Genomic DNA, 22,503 nt, shown 5'->3' on the forward strand with positions numbered 1-22,503 from the left:
CTGCTCGTCGGCAGGGTGTTCACGATCCGGGTGCCCCATGCGGGAAATCAAGCTTCAAGAGCTCAAGAGCAAGTCGCCGACCGAACTCCTGGCCTTCGCCGAGGATGTCGAGGTCGAGAACGCCAGCACCATGCGCAAGCAGGAGCTGATGTTCGCCATCCTGAAGCAGCTCGCCGCGCGTGAGACCGAGATTCTGGGCGAGGGCGTCGTCGAGGTTCTGCAGGACGGCTTCGGCTTCCTGCGCTCTTCCGATTCGAACTACCTGCCGGGCCCCGACGACATCTATGTCTCGCCGTCGCAGATCCGGAAATTCGGCCTGCGCACCGGTGACACGGTCGAAGGGCCGATCCGCGGTCCCAAGGACGGGGAGCGCTATTTCGCCCTGCTCAAGGTCAACTCGATCAATTTCGAGGACCCGGAGAAGATCAAGCACAAGATCCATTTCGACAATCTGACGCCGCTCTACCCGGACGAGCGCCTGAAGCTCGAAGTGCAGGACCCGACCAAGAAGGATTTCTCGCCGCGGGTCATCGATATCGTCGCTCCGATCGGCAAGGGTCAGCGCGCTCTGATCGTCGCGCCGCCGCGCACGGGTAAGACGGTTCTGCTCCAGAACATCGCCCAGTCGATCACCAGCAATCATCCCGAGTGCTATCTGATCGTGCTGCTGATCGACGAACGCCCGGAAGAAGTCACGGACATGCAGCGCTCGGTGAAGGGCGAGGTCGTGTCCTCGACCTTCGACGAGCCCGCTTCCCGTCACGTCCAGGTCGCCGAGATGGTGATCGAGAAAGCCAAGCGCCTGGTCGAGCATGGCCGCGACGTCGTAATCCTGCTCGACTCGATCACGCGCCTCGGCCGTGCCTACAACACGGTCGTGCCGTCCTCCGGCAAGGTGCTGACCGGCGGTGTCGACGCCAACGCCCTCCAGAGGCCGAAGCGCTTCTTCGGCGCGGCCCGCAATATCGAGGAAGGCGGTTCGCTGACCATCGTCGCAACGGCGCTGATTGATACAGGATCGCGCATGGACGAGGTGATCTTCGAAGAGTTCAAGGGCACCGGCAACTCGGAAATCGTGCTCGACCGCAAGGTGGCCGACAAGCGCATCTTCCCGGCGATCGACATCCTCAAGTCCGGCACCCGCAAGGAAGAGCTCATCACGCCGCGCTCCGACCTGCAGAAGACCTATGTGCTGCGCCGCATCCTCAACCCGATGGGCCCGCAGGACGCGATCGAGTTCCTCATCGACAAGCTGCGCCAGACCAAGCAGAACTCGGAATTCTTCGACTCGATGAATACCTGACGCTGTTCAGCTTCTCCGGCGTTTCGATTCGCCGCCGTACCGATCTCCGGTGCAGCGGCGAAATCGTTTCTGGCTGGTCGGAAGCGCCATAAAGCCGGACCAAAACTCAGACCTGCTTCGATTCGGAACCGTGACGGACGATGGCTTCGACGCAACGACCGATGCGCCCAGGCCGAAACCTGGCCTGACCGATGTCGCGCAGCTTTCAGGCCTCGCGGCAGATCGAGTCAGGCCGGTCGTACCGCGAGGCACGCCCAGCGAGACCGAGCCGAACGGTGGTGTCCGGTCGCTTCACCGAAGCCAAGCGAAAGCTCAATTGCCACCACGTATCAGGTTGTTGCCGCTGCTTGCGTGAAGACCGACTTCCGAGGACTCGCGCTTCCAACTCGCGGAGGGGCACACCGGCGGGATTCCGGGCATACCCATCCGGCGCTACCCGGGTTGAGCAATAAGTATGACCGGTAGTGCTTCGACTTTTCGGCCGAGTCATACCGCTCGGTGGCTGCGCTGGAACACCGCGGCTCCAGCACGGAAGACTCCCGACAGCCTGAGCAACTCGTGAGCTTGATGTTCGCGGGAAGCTCGTCCAAGAAGCCGTCTTCCCGGCTTTCGACAGGCATGATGATTCCGGACACCCATTCCACGATCGTGGCTTTGTCCTCGGCGCCCGGGAAAGCCGGCGTGGCGGTGATCAGAGTTTCCGGCCCGCGCGTTCGATTCGTTCTCGAAACGTTTGCGAGTTTGGTCCCTGAACCGCGGATCGCGACCTTGCGCCGGCTCGTCGATGCGGAAGGGGCAGCCATCGATAGCGCGCTGGTCCTGTTCTTTGCCGGCCCTGCCAGCTTTACCGGCGAAGACGTCGCCGAGTTCCATGTTCATGGCTCGCGGGCAATCCTGGCGCGGCTCCTTGCGGCTCTGACGGCTTTGCCGGATGTGCGGCTGGCAGAGGCCGGCGAGTTCACCCGGCGGGCGTTCGAAGCCGGCAAGCTCGATCTGGCTGCCGTCGAGGGCCTGGCAGACCTGATCGATTCGGAGACGGAATGGCAGCGCCGGCAGGCGCTGCAGCAGATGGATGGCGCTCTTGGCGACGTTGTCGAGGATTGGCGAAACGCATTGATCGAGGCCATGAGCCTGTTGGCGGCTGAGCTCGATTTTTCGGATGAGGGTGATGTCTCCGGGCCGCTGCAAGAACAGGCGCTGGTCTTGGCCGCTCAGGTGCTAGAATCGTTGCGCGACGCGCTCGGCAGCTTCGCTATGGGCGAGCGGGTCCGTGAGGGCTTCGTGGTCGTGCTGGCAGGGCCGCCCAATGCCGGCAAGTCCAGCCTGCTCAATGCGCTCGCGCGGCGCGATGTCGCCATCGTCTCTCCGATTGCCGGCACCACGCGCGACAGCCTGGAAGTGCGTCTCGACCTCGCGGGCCTTCCGGTCATCCTGGTCGATACCGCGGGCCTTCGCGACAGCGCCGATCCGATCGAAGCCGAGGGCGTCAGGCGCGCCCGGGCGCTGGTCGAGCGCGCGGATCTCGTTCTTGGTTTGCGCGCAGTCGATTCGGACCCGTATCGAGTCGAGAATCAGGCTCAGTTACTTAAGGTCGCGACGAAAGCCGACCTGGCGGGACCTGTCCTTCCGGACGAGCGGCCCGTTTCCGTGAAGACCGGAGAGGGTATGGCCGCGTTGCTTGCCGATATCGTCGCGCGGCTGCAGGAGCTTGGGCAGGGCGAGCCGGCCCTGCTGACGCGCGAGCGGCATCGCATTGCCGTCGCCGAAGCCATCGGAACACTGGAGCGAGCGGTGGCGGCGCAGCACGGACAAGGCGAGCTGCTTGCCGAGGACATCCGCCTCGCCGTGGTCGCCCTTGAGCGTCTCGTCGGCCGGATCGATGTCGAGGATGTCCTGGACCGGCTGTTCGCGGGATTTTGTATCGGAAAGTGACGCCTGGCCGGTCGGTGGCGGCGGTTTTCGTTGACCCGTCCGTCGGGCTTCGCTAGCGAAACCGGATGTCACTTCATCGGCAGAACTACGACGTCATCGTCGTCGGCGGCGGCCATGCCGGAGCCGAGGCGGCCGCGTCCGCGGCGCGTTACGGCGCCCGCACGGCTTTGGTGACGCATAAGCCCGAAACCATCGGCGTGATGTCCTGCAACCCTGCCATCGGCGGGCTCGGCAAGGGGCATCTCGTCCGCGAGATCGACGCGCTCGACGGTATCATGGCCCGAGCTGCCGATCTCGGCGGTATCCAGTTCCGCATGCTCAATCGCCGGAAAGGCCCGGCGGTTCGGGGGCCGCGCGCGCAGGCAGACCGCAAGCTCTATCGTCGGGCCGTGCAGGATCTGCTGGGCGCGCAATCCAATCTCGACATTGTCGCTGGCGAGGTCTTTGACCTTCAGGTTGAGGCCGGCCGCGTGACCGGGCTCGTATTGGCAGACGGGCGTCGATTCGCTGCCGGAACGGTCGTGCTGACGACCGGAACCTTCCTGCGTGGCCTGATCCATATCGGGGAGAAGCGGATTCCGGCGGGGCGCGTCGACGAGGCGCCGTCCCTCGGCCTGTCGGCGACGCTGGAGCGCCATGGGTTTCCCCTGGGCCGTCTGAAGACCGGCACGCCGCCGCGGCTCGATGGCCGCAGCATCGATTGGGCGGCGCTGGAGATGCAGCCCGGCGATGAGCCGCCCGAGCCTTTCTCGGCGCTGACCTCCGCCATCACCAATCCGCAGATTTCCTGCGGGATCACGCGGACGACGCTGGCGAGCCATGATCTCATCCGGGCCAACCTGCATCGCGCCCCGATGTTCTCGGGCCAGATCGAAGGTCGCGGGCCGCGCTATTGCCCGTCGATCGAGGACAAGGTCGGGCGCTTCGGCGATCGCGACGGTCACCAGATCTTCCTGGAGCCCGAGGGGCTGGACGACGATACGGTCTATCCGAACGGGATCTCGACTTCGCTGCCCGAGGATGTCCAGCTCGACCTGTTGAAGACCATTCCCGGCCTGGAGAAGGCCGCGATGCTGCGGCCTGGCTATGCGATCGAGTACGATTTCGTCGATCCGCGCGCGCTGAAGAACACATTGGAGACCCGCGCGATCGCCGGGCTGTTCCTGGCCGGGCAGATCAATGGCACGACGGGATACGAGGAGGCCGGAGCACAGGGCCTGCTCGCCGGGCTGAACGCGGCGCGGATGGCCGGCGCGGCGGAGCCCGCCGTGTTCGATCGGGCGCAATCCTATATCGGCGTGCTCGTCGACGACCTCGTGACACATGGCGTTACGGAGCCGTATCGAATGTTTACGTCGCGGGCGGAGTTCCGCCTGTCCTTGCGTGTCGACAATGCCGATGAGCGCTTGACGCCTTTGGGCTTGCAGTTGGGGATCGTCAGTTCCGCGCGGCAGGACGCCTTCGAGACGCGCAACCGGGATATCGCGGCTCTTCGAGACAAGCTGAAGAGCCTGTCCCTGACGCCGCAGCAGGCGCAGGCTGTGGGCCTGCAGCTCAACCATGATGGGCTGCGCCGCAGCGCCTATCAGATTCTGTCCTATCCGGATGTGGGCTTCGATCAGCTCGCTTCCGTCTGGCCTGCGCTGAACGATTACCCTGTCCCGGTCGTAGCGCGCGTGACCGCGGATGCGGTCTATGCGGTCTATCTCGACCGGCAGGCGGCAGAGATCCAGGCCTATCGCCGCGACCAGTCGCTGAAGGTTCCGGCCGATCTCGATCTCGATGCGATTTCCGGCCTGTCGAACGAATTGAAGCTCAAGCTGGCAGCTCAGCGCCCGGCCGATCTGGCCCAGGCCGGACGGATCGAGGGCATGACGCCGGCCGCCCTGACCCTGCTCGCGGCTCATGCCAGGAAGAGTCGGGCTCCCGTATTATCCACAGGTTCACCGTGACTGTTGATAAAAGCGACCGCGAGCGCGCTTTGCGCTTGACGCCTGTTTCACGTGAAACAGAGGAGCGCCTCGCGCTTCTGGTGACAGAGCTGGGGCGCTGGCAGGCGGCGAAAAACCTCGTCTCCTCGGCGACGCTCGCTGATGTCTGGACGCGCCATATCGCGGATTCCTTGCAGATCTTTGGCCTGGCCGAGGGCCGGGAGCGCTGGCTCGATCTCGGCTCCGGCGGCGGCTTCCCGGGACTGGTGATCGGCATCTGCCTCGCCGCGCAGGGCAAGGGCCAGATCGACCTGGTCGAGAGCAACGCCCGGAAATGCGCCTTCCTGCGCCATGCGGCCCGCGTGACTGGCGCGCCGGTCAAGGTCCATGCGGCTCGTATCGAAGATGTGATCGGCGATTTCATCGGCAAAGTCGACGTGGTGACGGCCCGTGCGCTCGCTCCCCTGCCCCAATTGCTCGGTTGGTGCGAAGAGCTGTTGAGAACCGGTACGCTCGGTCTCTTTCCCAAGGGACAACATCTAGATACGGAATTGACCGACTCGGCCAGATATTGGAAGATTCAGGCGACAACGGTTTCCTCCGTGACTGATGACGCCGCGCGAATCCTGATGGTGCGCTCGGCCGAGAGACGAGCCGATCCATGACTGAGCTCACATCCGTGACGACACCGCGCCGCCCGCGCGTGATCGCGCTCGCGAATCAGAAGGGCGGCGTCGGCAAGACGACGACCGCGATCAATCTCGGCACTGCCCTGGCCGCCATCCGCGAGAAGGTCCTGATCGTCGACCTCGACCCGCAGGGCAATGCCTCGACGGGACTCGGCGTCGATCGGCGCAACCGCAAGTCCTCGACCTATGATGTGCTCTGCGGCGATGTCGGCCTGGGGCAGGCCTTGCAGGCCACGGCGGTTCCCGGCCTGTCGCTGGCGCCCTCGACCCTGGATCTCCTCGGGGTCGAACTGGAGATCGCCTCGGCCAAGGACCGCGCGCACCGCCTGAAGAATGCGATCGACGAGCTGGTCTATGACCAGCGCTGCCAGGATCTGACCTATATCCTGATCGATTGCCCGCCTTCGCTCAGCCTGATCACGATCAATGCGATGACGGCGGCGGACGCGGTATTGGTCCCGCTGCAATGCGAATTCTTCGCCCTGGAGGGCTTGAGTCAGCTTCTCAAGACGGTGGAACAGGTCAAGGCGGGTCTCAATCCGCGCCTGATCATCCAGGGCGTGGTGCTGACCATGTTCGACCCCCGCAACAACCTGTCCGGGCAGGTTATGGCGGATGTGAAGAACTTCCTCGGCGACAAGGTCTACGAGACGGTGATCCCGCGCAATGTCCGGATTTCCGAGGCGCCCTCCTACGGCAAGCCGGCCCTGCTTTACGACCTGCGCTGCTCGGGCTCGCAGGCCTATCTGCGACTGGCTTCCGAAGTGATCAAGCGCGAGCGTGCTTTGCGGGCAGCCGCGTAAGTTACAAATCAGAGGTTGATGAGGATGGCGATGGCCGAAGAACAGGGGCGTTCCCGCCTTGGCCGCGGTCTGGCGGCACTGATCGGCGATGTCGGTGACGAGATCGGGGCGATCGAGCGGGCCCGCGGCCAGCGTCGGGTACCGGTCGAGTTCCTGCGGCCGAGCGCGCGCAACCCGCGTCGCAATTTCGTCGAGGAGGACCTCGAAGATCTGACGACCTCGATCCGCGAGCGCGGCATCCTGCAGCCGATCATCGTTCGTTCCATCCCCGGAATGATGGACGCTTATGAGATCATCGCCGGCGAGCGTCGCTGGCGTGCGGCGCAGCGCGCCGAGCTGCACGATGTGCCGGTTCTGCTGGTCGAGGCCGATGATCGCGAGGCGCTAGAGATCGCGATCGTCGAGAACGTGCAGCGCACGGATCTCAACGCGATCGAGGAAGCGGCCGGCTATGAGCGCCTGATCGCCGAATTCGGCTATACGCAGAACGATCTGGCCCGCGTCATCGGCAAGAGCCGCAGCCATGTCGCCAACACGCTGCGCCTGTCGAAGCTGCCGGAGCCGGTGCGCAAGCTGGTCAGCGAAGGTGCGGTTTCAGCCGGTCATGCCCGTGCCCTTCTGTCCGTTTCGGACCCGGAATTCATGGCGCAGAAGATCATCGACGATGGTCTGAGCGTTCGCGATATCGAGCGCATCGTCCAGGAAGAGGCGCGCGGCGAGATCAAGAGCGCGGTGACGAGCAAGCCGAAGCCGGTGAAGGACCCGGATACGCGGGCTCTGGAGAAGGCGCTGGAGGAGGCGCTCGGCCTCTCCGTCTCGATCGGGCACAAGGCCAGTGGCGCAGGCGAGGTCAAGATCGGCTACAAGACGCTCGAGCAGCTCGACGCGCTCTGTCACCGCCTGAAGACCTGATTCACTCTCCGCGGCCGGCGCGTCCGAGCCTGGCAAGCGTCCAGAGGGCGCGGGTCGCGATGGCCCGGCCCATATCGGCATTCTGCCGCGTCGCCAGCACCGCATTGCCCAGGAGGGCGACGGCCTCGTTGAGCTTCGCGCTGGACCAGGTGTTCAGCGCTGCTTCCGTGGTTGCGATCCGCGGATAGGGCAGGCGCATCGTCGCGACGACATCGCGCAGCCCTTTTCCGGCATCGATCGACTGGCGCGCCTTCAGCAGTGTCAGCGCCTGACGCAGGACAGCGCCGAGCATGACGCCGGGGTCGAGCCCCTCGCTGCTGAGCTTGGCCTGTGCGAGGTCGAGAACCGGCAGCTTTCCTGCGAAGACCGCATCGACCAGCATCGCCTGCTCGCGCTGGGCGGTATCGCCGACGACGGCGTCGACATGCTCGACCTGCACAGCCGAGTCCGAGCCGACATAGAGCAGCAGCTTCTCGATCTCGCGGCGCGAGGTCTGCCGGTCGCCGCCGAGCAGGCCGGCGAGGTGATCGCGCGTCGTGCGGTCGATCGCCTTTCCGGCGGCCCGGACCATCTCGTCGATGATCGAGCCGAGATCGCGTGCCGCATCGCCGTAGCAGGGCACGGCCAACGCGGTCTTGGCCTTCTCGCAGGCGGTTCGGACAGGGTTGCTGCGCTGGAGATCGCCGGCCTCGACGATGACGAGCGCGTCCTGGGACGGGGTCGCCAGAAGCGGCTCAAGGGCGGCGAGGAGCGGCTTCGAGGTCGGGGAGACCCGGATGGCGCGGCGGCCGCCGAAGAGGCCGATCGTGTTGGCCTCGTCGGCGAGCTTGAGCGGGTCGGAGGCGATGGCGTCGCCATCCATGCGCACGAGCTGGAAAGCGTCCTGCGGATCGTCCACGCTGGCGCGGGCGAGGCCCGACGCCCGTTCGGAGACGAGCCCCGCATCGGGGCCGTAGATCAGGATCAGCCGCCAGGCGGGGTCGAGTCGTGCAAGCGTCCTCTCGGCCTCGTGCGCCTTGATCGCAACCATGGCGCCCGTCAGGAGGTGAGATCGGCGGCGATCTGGCCCCGGACGATGGTGGCAAGGTTCTTCGCCGCACGAATCTGGGCATCGCGCGCGGCGCGCACGGTGGCGAAGCGCTGCGAGGACCGCTCATAGGGAATGCGCACCGAGTTCGTGCCGGAAGCGAGAACCGTGCCGGTGCCGTTCTGGGTGAGCTTCCAGGTCGCGGTCGCGACGAGAACGGCCGAATCGGCGCGGCCGTTGGCGTAGTCGACCGTCACGACCTCGACCGCTTCGGCGATCGCCGCTTCGAGCTTCGAGGTCTTGCGGATATCTGGGTCGCCGCCACCGTCGAGCTCGAAAACCAGCTCGTTGCGGAAGTTATGGCCGATCAGGCCCTTGATCTCGGGTATCTCGATGCCGCGCAGCGCCGCCTTGACGCTGCCTCCCGTCGTGCTGGTGGTATAGTCGGAATAGAGCGGCTGGAAGCAGCCGCCTGCGAGCGCGGCGACCGTCAGCATGGCCGCCAGCAGGCTGCGGCGGGGGAGAGCGGCTTCAGACGACGACATTCACGATTCTCCCGGGAACCACGATGATCTTGCGGATCGGACGCCCTTCGAGAGCCCGCTGAACGGCTTCGCTGGCCCGCACGACCGCCTCCACCGCCACCGTATCGGCATCGGCGGCCACGGTCACTTCCGCGCGCTTCTTGCCGTTGAGCTGGACCGGCAGCGTGATGCTGTCGTCCTTCAGCAGCGCGGGGTCGACCTCCGGCCAGAATGCCTCGCCGGCGAGGCCCTGCTGGCCGAGAACATGCCAGCATTCCTCGGCCAAGTGGGGCATCATCGGCGCGACAAGCTGGGTGACGATCGTGGCAGCCTCAAGGAGCGCGAAGGCGTTGTCGGCATCAAGCTCGGACTTCTCGGCCGCACCGTCGAGCGCCTTACCGATGGCGTTGGTCAGCGTGTAGATATGGGCGACGCAGCGGTTGAAGCCGAGACGCTCGATATCGGCCCCGACGGCATCGAGCGCGCGGTGGCTCGCTTTGCGCAAAGCCTGTGCGGCTTCGCCGATCTGGGCGGGCTTGTCGGCCTTGCCGCCGGTGCGTTCGGCGATCTCCGCGACCATGCGCCAGAGGCGCTGGACGAAGCGGGCAGCGCCCTGCACGCCCTCGTCGGTCCAGATCACGTCGCGATCCGGCGGCGAATCCGAGAGCATGAACCAGCGCGCGGTGTCGGCGCCGTAGGAGGCGATGATGTCGTCGGGGTCCACGACGTTCTTCTTGGACTTCGACATCTTCTCGATCGAGCCGATCTCGATCGGCGCGCCGGTATCGACATCGAAGCCGCGGCGCTCGGTGCCGGAGATCTCGATGCGGACATTGCCCGGTTCGACCCAGTCGCCATTGGCGGCGCGATAGGTCTCGTGCACGACCATGCCTTGCGTGAACAGGCCGGCGAAAGGCTCGTCGAGACCGGCATGGCCGGTCTTCTTCATCGCGCGGGTGAAGAAGCGCGAATAGAGCAGGTGCAGGATCGCGTGCTCGACGCCGCCGATATACTGGTCGACCGGTAGGAAGCGGTCGACGGCCTTGCGGTCGGTCGGGCTCTCCGTCCGCCACGGATCGGTGAAGCGGGCGAAGTACCAGGACGAATCGACGAAGGTGTCCATCGTGTCCGTCTCGCGGCGGGCGTCCTTGCCGCATTGCGGACAGGCGACATGCTTCCAGGTCGGATGGTGGTCGAGCGGGTTGCCCGGCTTCTCGAAGGAGACATCGTCCGGGAGTTGTACGGGAAGATCAGCGTCCGGCACGGGCACCGTTCCGCAGGCGGAACAATGGATGATCGGGATCGGGCAGCCCCAGTAGCGCTGGCGCGAGATGCCCCAGTCGCGCAGGCGGAAATTGACCTTGCGCTGGCCGACCGGGCGGTTGCCGCGGGTTTCGCCTTCGAGACGGCGGGCGACCTCCTCCTTGGCTTCCGCGATGGTCAGGCCGTCAAGGAAACGCGAATTGATCATGCGGCCGTCGCCGTCATAGGCGGTGTCGGTGATGACGAAACCGGCCGAGTCGGTGCCCTCGGGTGCGACGACCGGGATGTTGCCCAGGCCATATTTGTTGACGAAGTCGAGGTCGCGCTGGTCATGCGCCGGGCAGCCGAAGATGGCGCCGGTGCCGTATTCCATCAGGACGAAGTTGGCGACATAGACCGGTAGCGTCCAGTTCGGATCGAGCGGATGGATGGCGCGCAAGCCGGTGTCGAAGCCGAGCTTCTCGGCCTTGTCGATCGCCTCCTGCGCCGTGCCGGTGCGCTTGCACTCCTCGATGAAGGCCTGCAGCGACGGGCTCTTCGCCGCGATGGACTTGGCGATCGGATGATCCGGCGCGATGGCGACGAATTTCGCACCGAACAGCGTGTCGGGACGGGTGGTGTAGACCTCGACCTCGTCCTGCCCGGCTCCATTCGATTCGAGAGCGAAACGAACCAGCAGGCCTTCCGAGCGGCCGATCCAGTTCTTCTGCATCAGCCGGACTTTTTCCGGCCAGCGGGTCAGGCCGTCGAGCGCGTCGTTCAGTGCCTCACCGTATTCGGTGATCCTGAAGAACCACTGGGTCAGTTCGCGGATCTCGACCGGCGCGCCGGAGCGCCAGCCGCGGCCGTCGATGACCTGCTCGTTCGCCAGCACGGTCTCGTCGACCGGGTCCCAGTTGACCTTGGCGGTTTTGCGGTCGACCAGCCCGGCCTTCAGGAAGTCCAGGAACATCTTCTGCTGGTGGCGATAATAGCTGGGATCGCAGGTCGCGAGCTCGCGGCTCCAGTCGAGGGAGAGGCCCATCGACTTGAGCTGCTTGCGCATGGTCGCGATGTTCTCATAGGTCCATTCGCGCGGATGGACCTTCTTCTGCTTGGCGGCGTTCTCGGCCGGCAGGCCGAAAGCGTCCCAGCCCATCGGGTGCAGCACCGAAAAGCCCTTGGCGCGCTTGTAGCGCGCGACCACGTCGCCCATCGCGTAGTTGCGGACATGGCCCATATGGATGCGACCCGACGGATAGGGGAACATCTCGAGGACGTAGTAGCTCGGCCGGGTGTCGTCGTTCCTCGTCTCGAAAAGCTTGCGCTCTTCCCAGACGGCGCGCCATTTCGGCTCGGACTCTTTCGGATTGTAGCGTTCGACGGCCATGTCAGCGGGCAATTCTCTGAGCGGACGATTCTTGCCGACTCCCGGAGGCAGGCCGGCGCAGGGGCTGAATGCAAAAACCGGATGTCGGAATCTTGCAACCTGCTCTAGGACACCATTGCGCGCACGCGGTCAACGGCGCGCAGGGCATGAGAGGCTGGCAGATGAGCGATACGGTTACGCGTTTGGCTGAAATCAGGACGGCGATCGGCCGGGCCGAGCGCGATTTCGGGCGTCAATCCGGTTCAGTCGCGCTGGTCGCGGTCTCCAAGACCAAGCCGGCCGAGCAGATCACCGAGGTGCTCGAAGCCGGACAGCGCGTCTTCGGCGAAAACTATGTCCAGGAGGCCAAGGCGAAGTGGCCGGGGCTGAAGGAGCGCTTCCCCGATGCCGAGCTGCACATGATCGGCCCGCTGCAATCGAACAAGGCGCGCGAGGCGGTCGAGCTCTTCGACGTCATTCAGTCGCTCGATCGCGAGAGCCTGGCGAAGGAGCTGGCGCGCGAGATCGCGCGGGCCGGCAAGACCCCGCGGTTGTTCGTCCAGGTCAATACCGGCGAGGAGGCGCAGAAGGGCGGCGTGGTGCCCGCCGAGGCGGACGCGTTCATCGCCCGCTGCCGCGAGGTTCACGGTCTCGCTATCGAGGGGCTGATGTGCATTCCGCCGGCGGACGAGCCGCCCTCGCCGCATTTCGGTTTGCTCGCCAAGATCGCCGCCCGCAACGGGCTCAAGGGCCTGTCGATGGGTATGAGCGCCGATTACGAAGCGGCGATCCAGCTTGGCGCGACCTATGTGCGGGTGGGCAGCGCGATTTTCGGGGCGCGGGGGTAAACGAGGCGTCATGCTCGGGCTTGACCCGAGCATCTCAGGCCGAAGAAGGCTCCAGCGCCCATGCGTCAAGAGATTCTCGGGTCTGCGCTTCGCTTCGCCCGAGAATGACGGCCCTATCTACTCAAGGGCTCGCCGACATCGATGCGGTTGCCGTCCGGATCCTCGAAGACGAAGGCGCGCAGGCCGTAATCCTTGTCGCGCAGGCCCTTGACGATGCGCAGGCCGCGCGCGCGGATCACGGCATGCACCGCGTCGATATCCTCGACCATCATATGGGCGACGTTGAAGGGCGCCGCCTTGTGGCCGGGCTGGAGCGTCAGGTGCAGTTCGGCGGCGTCGCGCTTCAGGATCATGAAGCCGACAGGATTGCCGTTCTCGAAGGTTTTCCGGAAGCCGAGGGCGCCGACATAGAAATCGCAGGCGCGGGCGATGTCGGCGACGGGCAGCATGGCGGCGATCCGCCCGAAGCGGAACGCGGAAACCGAATCAGTCATCGCAAATCTCTGGCCGGGATGGCGTCGCGTGGCGGGACGGTGCCCGGCAGCGCGGCGGCTTGATCCGTAGATGTGATCGAGACGGTGCCCGCCTCCCTCCTAGCTCACCTCACCACGATCCGGCAATGACGGGCCAGCCGCGGCAGCAGCTTGGCGAAGACATGGCCCTCGACGGCGACGCAGCCGGCGGTCGGCGTGAAGCCGGCACGGGCGAGATGCCAGAAGATCGCGCTGCCGCGCCCACGCTGTACCGGCCGGTCGTTCCAGCCGAGCTCGACGATCACATCATAGAGATGATCCTCGCGCTGGAGACGCTCCTCGGCTTCGCCGGGCGGGCGGTCGATCAGGCGGTTGTAGCGGCGGTCCTTCTGGTCGTCGCACCAGGCGTCGCGCGGCCCGATCCGCTTGAGCGGCAGCAGGGTGCGTGGGCGAGATAGGCGATCGGCCCGGTAGAAAACGCTGCGCAAAGGCAGGTCGAAGCGCGGCGTGCGGCCATCGCCCTCGCACTTCAGCGTACCGATGCCGGAGCGGCCGAGCGCGCAGGGGAAGATGGTATTGCCGGCGACGAGGAAGCCTTTGCGGCGGTCACGGACCGAGGCGAAGACGCGCAAAGCAGTCAGATTGCGTGGCCCGTCATGCGGATGGCGCGGGTGATCGGATCGGTTTCTCACGGGAATTCCAGGCGGCCTCACTTGCGATGACGACTCAGCAGGCTCATGTTGCCGCAACCCTCATGTCCGAGCGAACCCATTCATGTCCGCCGTCCATCATATCCTGCTGGTCGATGACGACCAGACCCTGCGCGACACCCTGTCCGAGCAGCTTTCCCTCTACGAGGAGTTCCGGGTCTCGACGGCCGATACCGCGACGGCGGCGATCAAGGCCGTGCAGGGCGACCGCGTCGATCTTGCCGTGATGGATGTCGGCCTGCCCGACATGGACGGGCGCGAGGCCGTCAAGGTGATGCGCAAGAACGGCTTCAAGAGCCCGGTGGTGATGCTGACGGCGCAGGGCTCGGATGCCGATACGGTGCTCGGGCTCGAGGCCGGCGCCAACGACTATGTGGTCAAGCCGTTCAAGTTCGCCGTGCTGCTGGCGCGCATTCGTGCCCATCTCAGGCAGCACGAGGCGAGCGAGGACGCCATCTTTCAAGTCGGCCCCTATACGTTTCACCCTGGTTCGAAGCTGCTCGTCAGCGAAAAGGGCTCCAAGACCAAGCTCACCGAAAAGGAGACGGCGATCCTGCGCTTCCTCTATCGTGCCGGCCGCAAGCCGATCGCGCGGGAGGTGCTGCTGCAGGAGGTCTGGGGCTATAACAGCCAGGTGACGACCCATACGCTCGAAACCCATATCTACCGGCTGCGCCAGAAGATCGAGCCCGATCCTGGCAATGCCCGCCTGTTGGTCACCGATGCCGGCGGTTACCGGCTGAATCCCTGACGGATGGCGCTCGACGAGGACATGGCCCTGCTGGCCCGGCAGCCGTTGCTGAGCCTGATGGATCGCGATGCGCTGAGACTGCTCGCCTTCGCGGCCGAAAGCCGCATCCTGCGCGCCGGCGACGTGCTGTTCCGGGCCGGCGAGCCGTCGGACGGGGCGGTGCTCGTGGTTTCAGGGACGGTCGCGCTGACGGCGCAGGACGACGGCAAGCCCGCGACCGAGATCATTGGTCCCGGCGCCATGATCGGCGAGCTTGCCCTGTTCACCTCCGTCCCGCGCCAGGTCACCGCGATTGCACGCGAGCCGACGCAGGTGATGCGATTGCCGCGCAGCGTGATGCGTCGGGTGCTCGGCGAATCACCTGATTCGGCCGAGGCGATCGCGGCTGCCATCGGCGACCGTCTGCGTGGTTTCGTCGCCGAGCTTTCGGCCGTCCAGGCCGCGCTGAACGCGATCGACCGGACGTAAGCCCGGCTGTTCAGGACGAGGGCGGGTGCCGCGCCGCCCGGATCGCGGCGAAGCGCGGCCACAGGCTGTTGATGCACAGGCCGGAGAGCACCAGTCCAGCCGCGAGGAATTTCCAGCCGGGTAGGGGCTCGCCGAGCCAGATCGCGGCGGCGCCCATCCCGAAGACCGGGACCAGCAGGGATGTCGGCGCGACGGTGGCGGCGGCATAGCGCGAGAGCAGCCAGCCCCAGACGGCATAGCCGAACATGACATTGCCGACCGCCTGCCAGATCGCCGCGGCCCAGGCGGCGGGCGGAGCACTTACGAGGGCGTCGCGCATCGCCGGCCAGCCTTCGATCGCCCAGGACAGGGCGAGCAGCGGCGGGATCGCGAACAGGCTGGTCCAGACGACATAGGCGAGCATGTCGACCCTGGGCGTGCTGCGCGCGACGCTGTTGCCGGCGGCCCAGCACAAGGCTGCGCCGAGCACGAGGACGATGCCGAGCGGCGTGGTCGAGCCGTCGGTATGCCAGAGGATCACGCCGATGCCGATGGCGGCGAGCGCAAGCCCGGCAAACTGGAAGGGCTGCACGCGCTCATGGGTGATCGCCGCCGCCAGCAGGATGGTGAAGAAGGGCTGCGACTGTACGACGAGCGAGGCGAGGCCCGGTGCGATGAAGCCCTTGATGGCGAAGAAGAGCAGGCCGAACTGGCCGGCGCCGATCAGGACGCCATAGGCGGCGAGCTTGCTCCAGGGCGCGTCGGGGCGCTTGAGCACGAAGACCGCCGGCAGGAGCGCGAAGGTGAAGCGCAGGGCGGCGAAGAGCAGCGGCGGGAAATGTTCGACGCCGATATGGATGACGACGAAATTCGTGCCCCAGACGATCATGACCGCCAGGATGAGCAGCGTGTCGCGGAGGGAGAGCGATGTCGAGGGGGCTGGCTGCACGGGACTGGCTTCGCCGGTGAACGTGCCGCCGGCCATACCATGCCGGCTTGGCCGCCGGTTAGGACGGGCCGGCATGGCCGAGGGGCCGCTGCGGCATGGAGCGCTGGACGATCGCCGGTCAGAGCTCCAGCGTCACCGTGACCGGAACGTGGTCGGAGGGGCGCTCCCAGCCACGGGCCTCGCGCAGGAAGGTGAGGTCGCGCAAAGCCGGCTTCAGCCCATCCGAGAGCCAGATATGGTCGAGCCGGCGGCCCTTGTTCGTGGCCGCCCAGTCCTGCGCGCGATAGCTCCACCAAGAATAGAGCTTTTCGGGCTCGGGCCGCAGCGTGCGGGCGGCGTCGGTCCAGCCGAGCTCGCTGCGCAGCTTCTCCAGCGTCGTCGTTTCGATCGGGGTGTGGCTGACCACGTCGAGGAGTTGCTTGTGGCTCCAGACGTCATGCTCCAGCGGAGCGATGTTGAGGTCGCCGAGCAGGATCGCCGGCCGGTCGGTCGGCTTCCTGGTCACGCCCCAGGCGCCGATCTCGTCGAGGAAGGCGAGCTTATGGGCGAACTTGTCGTTCTTCTCGGGGTCGGGCAGGTCGCCGCCGGCCGGGATGTAGAAATTATGGATGGCGATGCCTGCGGCTGGGCCTGCGGCCTTGTCGAGCGTCACGGTCATGTGCCGGGCGTCGTTGCGGCCGCACATCGACATCGCCTCCTTCTCGCTGAAGGGCAATCTCGAGACGATGGCGACGCCATTATAGCCCTTCTGGCCGATGAAGGCCTGATGGACATAGCCGAGCTGGTTCAAGGCCTTGGCCGGGAACTGCTCGTCCGGCGTCTTGGTCTCCTGCAGGCAGAGCACGTCGGGGGCGTGGGCGGTCAGGAATTCGCCGACCATGCCGATGCGCAGGCGGACGGAATTGATGTTCCAGCTGGTGACGGTGAGTTGCACGCGAGGCTTCCGGCAGGGAGGAGGCCGGAAACTGGGTCGTCGAAGCGCAAAAGGCAAGCCGTTTTCGGCTTGCCTGATATGGTCAGAGCCTGCGCTGGTAGTCGATCACGAAGTTCTGCGGATCGGGCCGGCGGCGCGTGTCGAGATTGTAGAGCGAGATCGCGGTCTCGTAGCCCTGCGGATCGACCACGACCCATTGTCGCAGCTCGTTGGCGACGAGGTCGAATTTCAGCGTGATCTTCGAGGTGCCCCCGAGCGTCGAGCGATCCTCCAGCCGGACGGTGAGCAGATCGCCGTCGATGCTGGCACCCTTGAGCGTGCCTTCGCGCGCCAGGTCCATCTTCTCGCGGACGAGGAACTTCAGCGGCGTCTGGCCGATGGAATAGAGATCCTGCGTCGCCAGGCGCTTGTCGCGGATGGCGACGGAGGTGCCGTCCGCGATCACTTCCGTGGTCGTCGGCGGCTCGTACTCGAAGCGCATCTTGCCGGGGCGCTGGATATAGATGCGGCCCTCCAGGCGCCGACCGTTGGAGGCGTGCTGGATGAAATTGCCCTGGAGGGTCTGGAAGCTGTTGAGATAGGCGTTCAGCCGCTCGACGGCCTCTTCCTGCGTCGCGGGAGGGGGCTGTTTGCCTTTGGCTGGAACGGTCACGGGCTTCGCTGCCTCAGCCGCGGGAGCGTTCGTCGCCACGGCCTGGACCGGAGCGGCGTCCGTGGCGACGGCACGCCCCTGGCCGAGTCCGGCGGGCCGGGGCGGCGGCAGGACGAGGCGCGGCGCCGCCGGCTTCGCGGCAGCGGGCTTCGGCGGCTGGAGCTGGAGCGGCTGCGCCGCCAGCGGGGCAGCGGTCAGCGCGCCGCCCATGAGCGTCGTCACCAGAACCGAAGCCCGAATGGCCGGTGTCAATCTGTCGAGCAAGGCTGCTCCATTCCTTATGCCTCGGCTAGTCCTGCCGAAGCCTAGAGACCACTGACGCGAGGATCGGGCGATGTCCCGACCCGGTCTTTCCGTCTCAACGTCTGGTTCGCTGCCGAGGTTGCAGCATCGTCATGGCAATTTGAGGACTGGTGCCGGTTGCCGCAAGGGTGCCGATTCGTCGCAAGCCTCATTCGTCGTGCTGATTCTGGCCCTCGACGAGGATCTCGCGCTTTCCTGCGTGGTTTGCGGGCCCGACGATGCCTTCGTTCTCCATGCGCTCCATGATGGATGCGGCGCGATTGTAGCCGATCTGGAGGCGGCGCTGGATATAGGAGGTCGAGGCCTTCCTGTCGCGCAGCACGACGGCGACGGCCTGCTCGTAGGGGTCGTCGCTCTCGGCGGAACCCATGCCGGTCTTGTCGAAGACGGCGCCGTCCTCGTCCTCGCCCCCCTCGTCCTCCTCGGAGGTGACGGCGTCGAGATATTGCGGGCGGCCTTGGGTCTTGAGATGGGCCACGACCTTCTCGACCTCGGCATCCGAGACGAAGGGGCCGTGGACGCGGGTGATGCGCCCGCCGCCGGCCATGTAGAGCATGTCGCCCTGGCCCAGAAGCTGCTCGGCGCCCATCTCGCCCAGGATCGTGCGCGAGTCGATCTTGCTCGTCACCTGGAAGGAGATGCGGGTCGGGAAATTCGCCTTGATCGTGCCGGTGATGACGTCGACCGAGGGGCGCTGCGTCGCCAGCACGACATGGATGCCGGCCGCGCGCGCCATCTGGGCGAGGCGCTGGATCGTGCCCTCGATCTCCTTGCCGGCGACCATCATCAGGTCGGCCATCTCGTCGACGATGACGACGATATAGGGCAGAGGCTCGAGGTCCATGACCTCCTCCTCGTAGATCGCCTCTCCGCTGTGCTTGTCGAAGCCGGTCTGGACCGTGCGCGTGATGACCTCGCCCGCCGCCTTGGCCTCGCCGACCCTGGCATTGAAGCCGTCGATGTTGCGCACCGAGAGCTTCGACATCTTCTTGTAGCGCTCCTCCATCTCGCGCACCGCCCATTTCAGGGCGACGACCGCCTTCTTGGGATCGGTCACGACCGGGGTGAGCAGATGCGGGATGCCGTCATAGACGGAGAGCTCCAGCATCTTGGGATCGACCATGATCAGGCGGCACTCCTCCGGCTTCAGCCGGTAGAGGATCGACAGGATCATGGTGTTGATCGCGACCGACTTGCCCGAGCCGGTGGTGCCCGCGACGAGCAGGTGGGGCATCCGCGCCAGATCCGCGATCACCGGCTCGCCGCCGATGGTCTTGCCGAGGCAGAGCGCGAGCTTGTGCTTGGTCGCCTCGAAATCCTGGCTGGCCAAAAGCTCACGCAGGAAGACGGTCTCGCGGCGGGTGTTCGGCAGCTCGATGCCGATCGCGTTCTTGCCCTGCACCACCGCAACGCGCGCCGACACCGCACTCATCGAACGCGCGATGTCGTCGGCCAGAGAGATCACGCGGGAGGATTTGGTGCCCGGCGCGGGCTCAAGCTCGTAGAGCGTCACCACCGGACCGGGGCGGACCTGCGAAATCTCGCCGCGCACGCCGAAATCCTCCAGCACGCCTTCGAGCAGCGTCGCGTTCTGCTCCAGCGCGTCGGTCGAGACCGCGTTGGCCGCGACCTTCTTCGGCTCGGCCAGATAGGTCAGCGGCGGCAGTTCGAAGGTGTCGCGGTCGAGAAGCGAAGGCTGGGCCTCGCGCTGCATGCGCTTGCCGGGCTTCGGCGCCGGCCGCGGCATGGTCACGCGCGGGGCGTTGAGATCGCGCAGGTCCTGCGGTTCGTCGTCGAGATCGAAGGGCGCATCATAGTCGTCGGAAGCGCGATTCGGGCCCGAAGCGGAACGGGCGCCGGGGAGCGGCTCGGGATCGAATTCGGGCAGGCTGCGGCGGCCGGCGGGGGCCTCACCGAATTGCGGCTCGCGGCGGACGCGGCCATTGTCACGGGTCGGAACGAGACCGGTATCGATTGCGGGCTCCGGCGGCTGCGGCAGGCGGCGCAGGATCGCGGCGCGCAAGGCCATCGCGCCATGGGCAAGCCAGCCGATCAGGATGACGGCGATGCCGGGCTCGTCGTCGCGGCGCTCGTCGCCATCGGACCAGCTATCCTCGGCCTCGTCGCTGTCGAGGGCCGGGTCCTCGTCTGTGACGAAGCCGAAGCCGGCGGCAGCGGTGACGGCGAGGATGGCGATGCCGGCATAGAGGAAGCCGACGAGGCTGCCGACCGCGCTGCCGGCGATGCCCGCGATATTGCGCGTGCCGAACAGAAGGCCGTCGCCGATGACGCCGCCCATGCCGGTCGGCAGGGGCCAGCGCGGGGTCGCCGGCAGGGCGCTGGCGACGGCGGCGGTCGCGGTGACGCCGACGACCCAGAGGCCGAGCTTGAGGGCGCCGCGGTCGAAGATGTGGAAGCGGACGAGCCTGAGCGCCCAGATCACCGGCGGGAAAAGCAGGGCGATGACGCCGAGCCCGATGAGCTGCATCAGCAGATCGGCGACCATGGCGCCGGGGCGGCCGAGCCAGTTGCGCACGGCGCCGCTGGTGGCGTTGTTGAGGCTGGGATCGTCGACCGACCAGCTCGCCAGAGCGACGGCGATCGCGACCATCAGGGCAAGCACGCCCATCCCGGTCAGCTCCGAGGCGCGGCGCGACAGGAACTCGCGCACCGGGTCCGGCAGGCGGTCCATGAGCGATTGGGAGCGGCGGATCGTGCGCATGCGGTTTCGGGTCTTATCCGGCTGTCGGGCCGCGTCATTCCGGCCATCAGCGGAAGGTTAGGAAGCCGAGGTTAAGACCCGCTTAACCTTGAGCCGTATCGGCAGCGCCGGACCCGTGCCGAACAAAAAAGGCCCCGGCATCGCTGCCGGGGCCGAGTCGCCGCTGGGAGCGGCGGGAGGATCACATGTTGTAGGCGCGCTCGCCGTGCTCGGCGATGTCGAGGCCTTCGCGCTCCTGATCGGAGGTGACGCGCAGGCCGATCACCACATCGATGATCTTGAACAGGACGAAGGACCCGACGCCGCACCAGACGACGGCAACCACCACGGCGACGAACTGCTTCCAGACCTGAACGCCCATCGCGTAATCGGCGACGCCGACACCGCCCAGCGCCGGAGCGACGAAGATGCCGGTGCCGATCGAGCCGATGATGCCGCCGACGCCATGGACGCCGAAGACATCGAGCGAATCATCGTAGCCGAGCGCGTTCTTCACCGTGGTGCAGAAGAAGAAGCAGACCACGCCGGCGACGGCGCCGAGCACGATCGCACCCATCGGACCGACAAGGCCCGCTGCCGGCGTGACCGCCACGAGACCGGCGACGATGCCGGAGAGCATGCCGAGCAGCGACGGCTTGCCCTTGACGATCCATTCGATGAAGAGCCAGCCCAGCGCGGCCGCAGCGGTCGCGGTGAAGGTGTTGATCATCGCAAGCGCCGCGCCGGCCGTGGCTTCGAGGTTCGAGCCGGCATTGAAGCCGAACCAGCCGACCCAGAGCACGGCGGTGCCGATGAAGGTCATCGTCAGCGAATGCGGCGACATCAGCTCCTTGCCGTAGCCGATGCGCTTGCCGATCACGAGCGCGCCGACCAGGGCCGCGATGCCGGCATTGATGTGGACGACGGTGCCGCCGGCGAAGTCAAGCGCGCCGAGGGTGAAGAGATAGCCCTCCGAGAACCAGACCATGTGCGCCATCGGGAAATAGACGATCGTCGCCCAGAGCACGACGAAGACCAGCAGCGCCGAGAACTTCATGCGCTCGACGAAGCCGCCGACGATCAGCGCGGGCGTGATCATCGCGAAGGTCATCTGGAAGCAGATGAAGACGTATTCCGGGATCACCACGCCCTTGGTGAAGGTGTCCGAGGTGGTCTCGTTGGTCACGCCGGCGAGGAAGGCCTTGGAGAAGGAGCCGATGAAGCTCGTCAGCGAGCCGCCGCCGGTGAAGGCAAGGCTGTAGCCGTAGACGACCCAGACGATGCACATGACGGCGGCCGTCGCGGTGACCTGGCTCATCACCGAGAGCATGTTCTTCGAACGGGCGAGGCCGCCGTAGAACAGCGCGAGGCCCGGCAGCGTCATGAACAGGACGAGCAGCGTGGAAACCAGCATCCAGGCCGTGTCGCCCTTGTTGGGGGCGGCCGCGGCCGGTGTCTCGGCGGCAGCCTGAGCCAGCGCGGCGCCGGCGGAGAGGGTGGTCAGCGCGAGTCCGGCCAATCCGGCCCGCAGGGAAGTCCTGAAAATCATCGTCGAAAACTCCTGAAGGTCGGGGCTCAGAGGGCGTCGGCGTCGGTCTCGCCGGTGCGGATGCGCACGGCCTTCTCGATGGCCGAGACGAAGATCTTGCCGTCGCCGATCTGGCCGGTGCGGGCAGCGGCGGTGATCGTCTCGATCACGCGGTCGACGAGCTCGTCGGAGACCGCGACCTCGATCTTGATCTTCGGCAGGAAGCTCACGGCGTATTCGGCGCCGCGATAGATTTCCGTATGGCCCTTCTGGCGGCCGTAGCCCTTCACCTCGGTCACGGTCAGGCCGTGGACGCCGACGGCGGTGAGCCCGTCGCGCACCTCCTCCAGCTTGAACGGCTTGATGATCGCCATCACGATTTTCATGGCTGGGTTTCCCCGTCTGCGCCGCCCGGTCGTCAGCCCCGGCGATCTCGTTGCACCTCTCGCGCCTGCGGGACCGCAGTTGCGTCGCA

Annotated in this window: 20 protein-coding genes; 9 read left to right on the forward strand and 11 right to left on the reverse strand. The window is 66.2% G+C overall.

Annotation, left to right across the window (positions count from 1 at the left end):
• The first annotated feature begins 37 nt into the window (after nucleotides 1–37).
• The 6 genes from rho to OCUBac02_RS01575 all read left to right on the forward strand — a co-directional run bounded on the left by rho (nucleotide 38) and on the right by OCUBac02_RS01575 (nucleotide 7,570).
• Nucleotides 38–1,303 (forward strand): transcription termination factor Rho, encoded by a 1,266-nt coding sequence (gene rho, locus OCUBac02_RS01550; RefSeq protein ID WP_047572568.1) that lies wholly within the window; start codon nucleotides 38–40, stop codon nucleotides 1,301–1,303.
• A 498-nt stretch (nucleotides 1,304–1,801) separates the two neighbouring features.
• Nucleotides 1,802–3,235 (forward strand): tRNA uridine-5-carboxymethylaminomethyl(34) synthesis GTPase MnmE, encoded by a 1,434-nt coding sequence (gene mnmE, locus OCUBac02_RS01555; protein WP_348521640.1) that lies wholly within the window; start codon nucleotides 1,802–1,804, stop codon nucleotides 3,233–3,235.
• A 65-nt stretch (nucleotides 3,236–3,300) separates the two neighbouring features.
• On the forward strand, nucleotides 3,301–5,187 hold the full coding sequence (gene mnmG, locus OCUBac02_RS01560; RefSeq protein WP_173043197.1) for a tRNA uridine-5-carboxymethylaminomethyl(34) synthesis enzyme MnmG: 1,887 nt from the start codon (nucleotides 3,301–3,303) through the stop codon (nucleotides 5,185–5,187).
• A complete protein-coding gene (gene rsmG, locus OCUBac02_RS01565) occupies nucleotides 5,184–5,831 on the forward strand; it encodes a 16S rRNA (guanine(527)-N(7))-methyltransferase RsmG (protein ID WP_173043198.1) in 648 nt (215 codons plus the stop codon). Before mnmG ends, rsmG begins: the two co-directional genes overlap by 4 nt.
• On the forward strand, nucleotides 5,828–6,658 hold the full coding sequence (locus OCUBac02_RS01570) for a ParA family protein (RefSeq protein ID WP_173043199.1): 831 nt from the start codon (nucleotides 5,828–5,830) through the stop codon (nucleotides 6,656–6,658). Before rsmG ends, OCUBac02_RS01570 begins: the two co-directional genes overlap by 4 nt.
• A 30-nt stretch (nucleotides 6,659–6,688) precedes the next feature.
• Nucleotides 6,689–7,570, forward strand: coding sequence for a ParB/RepB/Spo0J family partition protein (locus tag OCUBac02_RS01575; protein ID WP_173043200.1), 882 nt, complete (start codon nucleotides 6,689–6,691; stop codon nucleotides 7,568–7,570).
• Nucleotide 7,571: 1 nt separating this feature from the next.
• Here OCUBac02_RS01575 and holA read toward each other — a convergent pair whose 3' ends face one another.
• The 3 genes from holA to leuS are packed head-to-tail and all read right to left on the reverse strand — an operon-like array spanning nucleotide 7,572 to nucleotide 11,753.
• Nucleotides 7,572–8,600, reverse strand: a complete 1,029-nt coding sequence (gene holA / locus OCUBac02_RS01580) for a DNA polymerase III subunit delta (protein ID WP_173043201.1) — start codon at nucleotides 8,598–8,600, stop codon at nucleotides 7,572–7,574.
• Nucleotides 8,601–8,608: 8 nt separating this feature from the next.
• The gene (locus tag OCUBac02_RS01585; protein ID WP_173043202.1) at nucleotides 8,609–9,142 is read right to left on the reverse strand and encodes an LPS assembly lipoprotein LptE; all 534 of its coding nucleotides are present in this window, start codon (nucleotides 9,140–9,142) and stop codon (nucleotides 8,609–8,611) included.
• Nucleotides 9,129–11,753: a leucine--tRNA ligase gene (leuS, locus tag OCUBac02_RS01590; RefSeq protein WP_173043203.1), complete on the reverse strand. Its 2,625-nt coding sequence runs from the start codon at nucleotides 11,751–11,753 to the stop codon at nucleotides 9,129–9,131. Before leuS ends, OCUBac02_RS01585 begins: the two co-directional genes overlap by 14 nt.
• 161 nt (nucleotides 11,754–11,914) lie before the next feature.
• On the opposite strand from leuS, the gene OCUBac02_RS01595 reads away from it, so the two are divergent.
• Nucleotides 11,915–12,580 (forward strand): YggS family pyridoxal phosphate-dependent enzyme, encoded by a 666-nt coding sequence (locus tag OCUBac02_RS01595; RefSeq protein ID WP_173043204.1) that lies wholly within the window; start codon nucleotides 11,915–11,917, stop codon nucleotides 12,578–12,580.
• A gap of 113 nt (nucleotides 12,581–12,693) precedes the next feature.
• On the opposite strand, the gene OCUBac02_RS01600 is transcribed toward OCUBac02_RS01595, so the two are convergent.
• Nucleotides 12,694–13,074 carry a glyoxalase superfamily protein gene (locus OCUBac02_RS01600; RefSeq protein WP_173043205.1) on the reverse strand — a complete coding sequence of 127 codons (381 nt, stop codon included), beginning with the start codon at nucleotides 13,072–13,074 and terminating at the stop codon, nucleotides 12,694–12,696.
• A 104-nt stretch (nucleotides 13,075–13,178) separates the two neighbouring features.
• A complete protein-coding gene (locus OCUBac02_RS01605; RefSeq protein ID WP_244639060.1) occupies nucleotides 13,179–13,745 on the reverse strand; it encodes a L,D-transpeptidase family protein in 567 nt (188 codons plus the stop codon).
• A gap of 82 nt (nucleotides 13,746–13,827) precedes the next feature.
• On the opposite strand from OCUBac02_RS01605, the gene OCUBac02_RS01610 reads away from it, so the two are divergent.
• On the forward strand, nucleotides 13,828–14,514 hold the full coding sequence (locus OCUBac02_RS01610) for a response regulator transcription factor (RefSeq protein WP_047576737.1): 687 nt from the start codon (nucleotides 13,828–13,830) through the stop codon (nucleotides 14,512–14,514).
• A gap of 3 nt (nucleotides 14,515–14,517) precedes the next feature.
• Entirely contained in the window at nucleotides 14,518–14,982 is a 465-nt protein-coding gene (locus OCUBac02_RS01615) for a cyclic nucleotide-binding domain-containing protein (RefSeq protein ID WP_173043206.1), read from the forward strand.
• 10 nt (nucleotides 14,983–14,992) lie between these two features.
• On the opposite strand, the gene OCUBac02_RS01620 is transcribed toward OCUBac02_RS01615, so the two are convergent.
• The 6 genes from OCUBac02_RS01620 to OCUBac02_RS01645 all read right to left on the reverse strand — a co-directional run bounded on the left by OCUBac02_RS01620 (nucleotide 14,993) and on the right by OCUBac02_RS01645 (nucleotide 22,414).
• Nucleotides 14,993–15,910 (reverse strand): EamA family transporter, encoded by a 918-nt coding sequence (locus OCUBac02_RS01620; RefSeq protein ID WP_244639061.1) that lies wholly within the window; start codon nucleotides 15,908–15,910, stop codon nucleotides 14,993–14,995.
• A gap of 118 nt (nucleotides 15,911–16,028) precedes the next feature.
• Nucleotides 16,029–16,844 (reverse strand): exodeoxyribonuclease III, encoded by an 816-nt coding sequence (xth, locus tag OCUBac02_RS01625; RefSeq protein WP_173043208.1) that lies wholly within the window; start codon nucleotides 16,842–16,844, stop codon nucleotides 16,029–16,031.
• An 82-nt stretch (nucleotides 16,845–16,926) separates the two neighbouring features.
• A complete protein-coding gene (locus OCUBac02_RS01630) occupies nucleotides 16,927–17,760 on the reverse strand; it encodes an outer membrane lipoprotein carrier protein LolA (protein WP_173043209.1) in 834 nt (277 codons plus the stop codon).
• Between the two features lie 187 nt (nucleotides 17,761–17,947).
• The gene (locus tag OCUBac02_RS01635; RefSeq protein ID WP_173043210.1) at nucleotides 17,948–20,521 is read right to left on the reverse strand and encodes a DNA translocase FtsK; all 2,574 of its coding nucleotides are present in this window, start codon (nucleotides 20,519–20,521) and stop codon (nucleotides 17,948–17,950) included.
• A 181-nt stretch (nucleotides 20,522–20,702) separates the two neighbouring features.
• Nucleotides 20,703–22,049: an ammonium transporter gene (locus OCUBac02_RS01640; RefSeq protein WP_047582651.1), complete on the reverse strand. Its 1,347-nt coding sequence runs from the start codon at nucleotides 22,047–22,049 to the stop codon at nucleotides 20,703–20,705.
• A 26-nt stretch (nucleotides 22,050–22,075) separates the two neighbouring features.
• On the reverse strand, nucleotides 22,076–22,414 hold the full coding sequence (locus tag OCUBac02_RS01645; protein WP_173043211.1) for a P-II family nitrogen regulator: 339 nt from the start codon (nucleotides 22,412–22,414) through the stop codon (nucleotides 22,076–22,078).
• Nucleotides 22,415–22,503 lie beyond the last annotated feature (89 nt).

It is taken from the genome of Bosea sp. ANAM02 (assembly GCF_011764485.1).
Classification (GTDB): domain Bacteria; phylum Pseudomonadota; class Alphaproteobacteria; order Rhizobiales; family Beijerinckiaceae; genus Allobosea.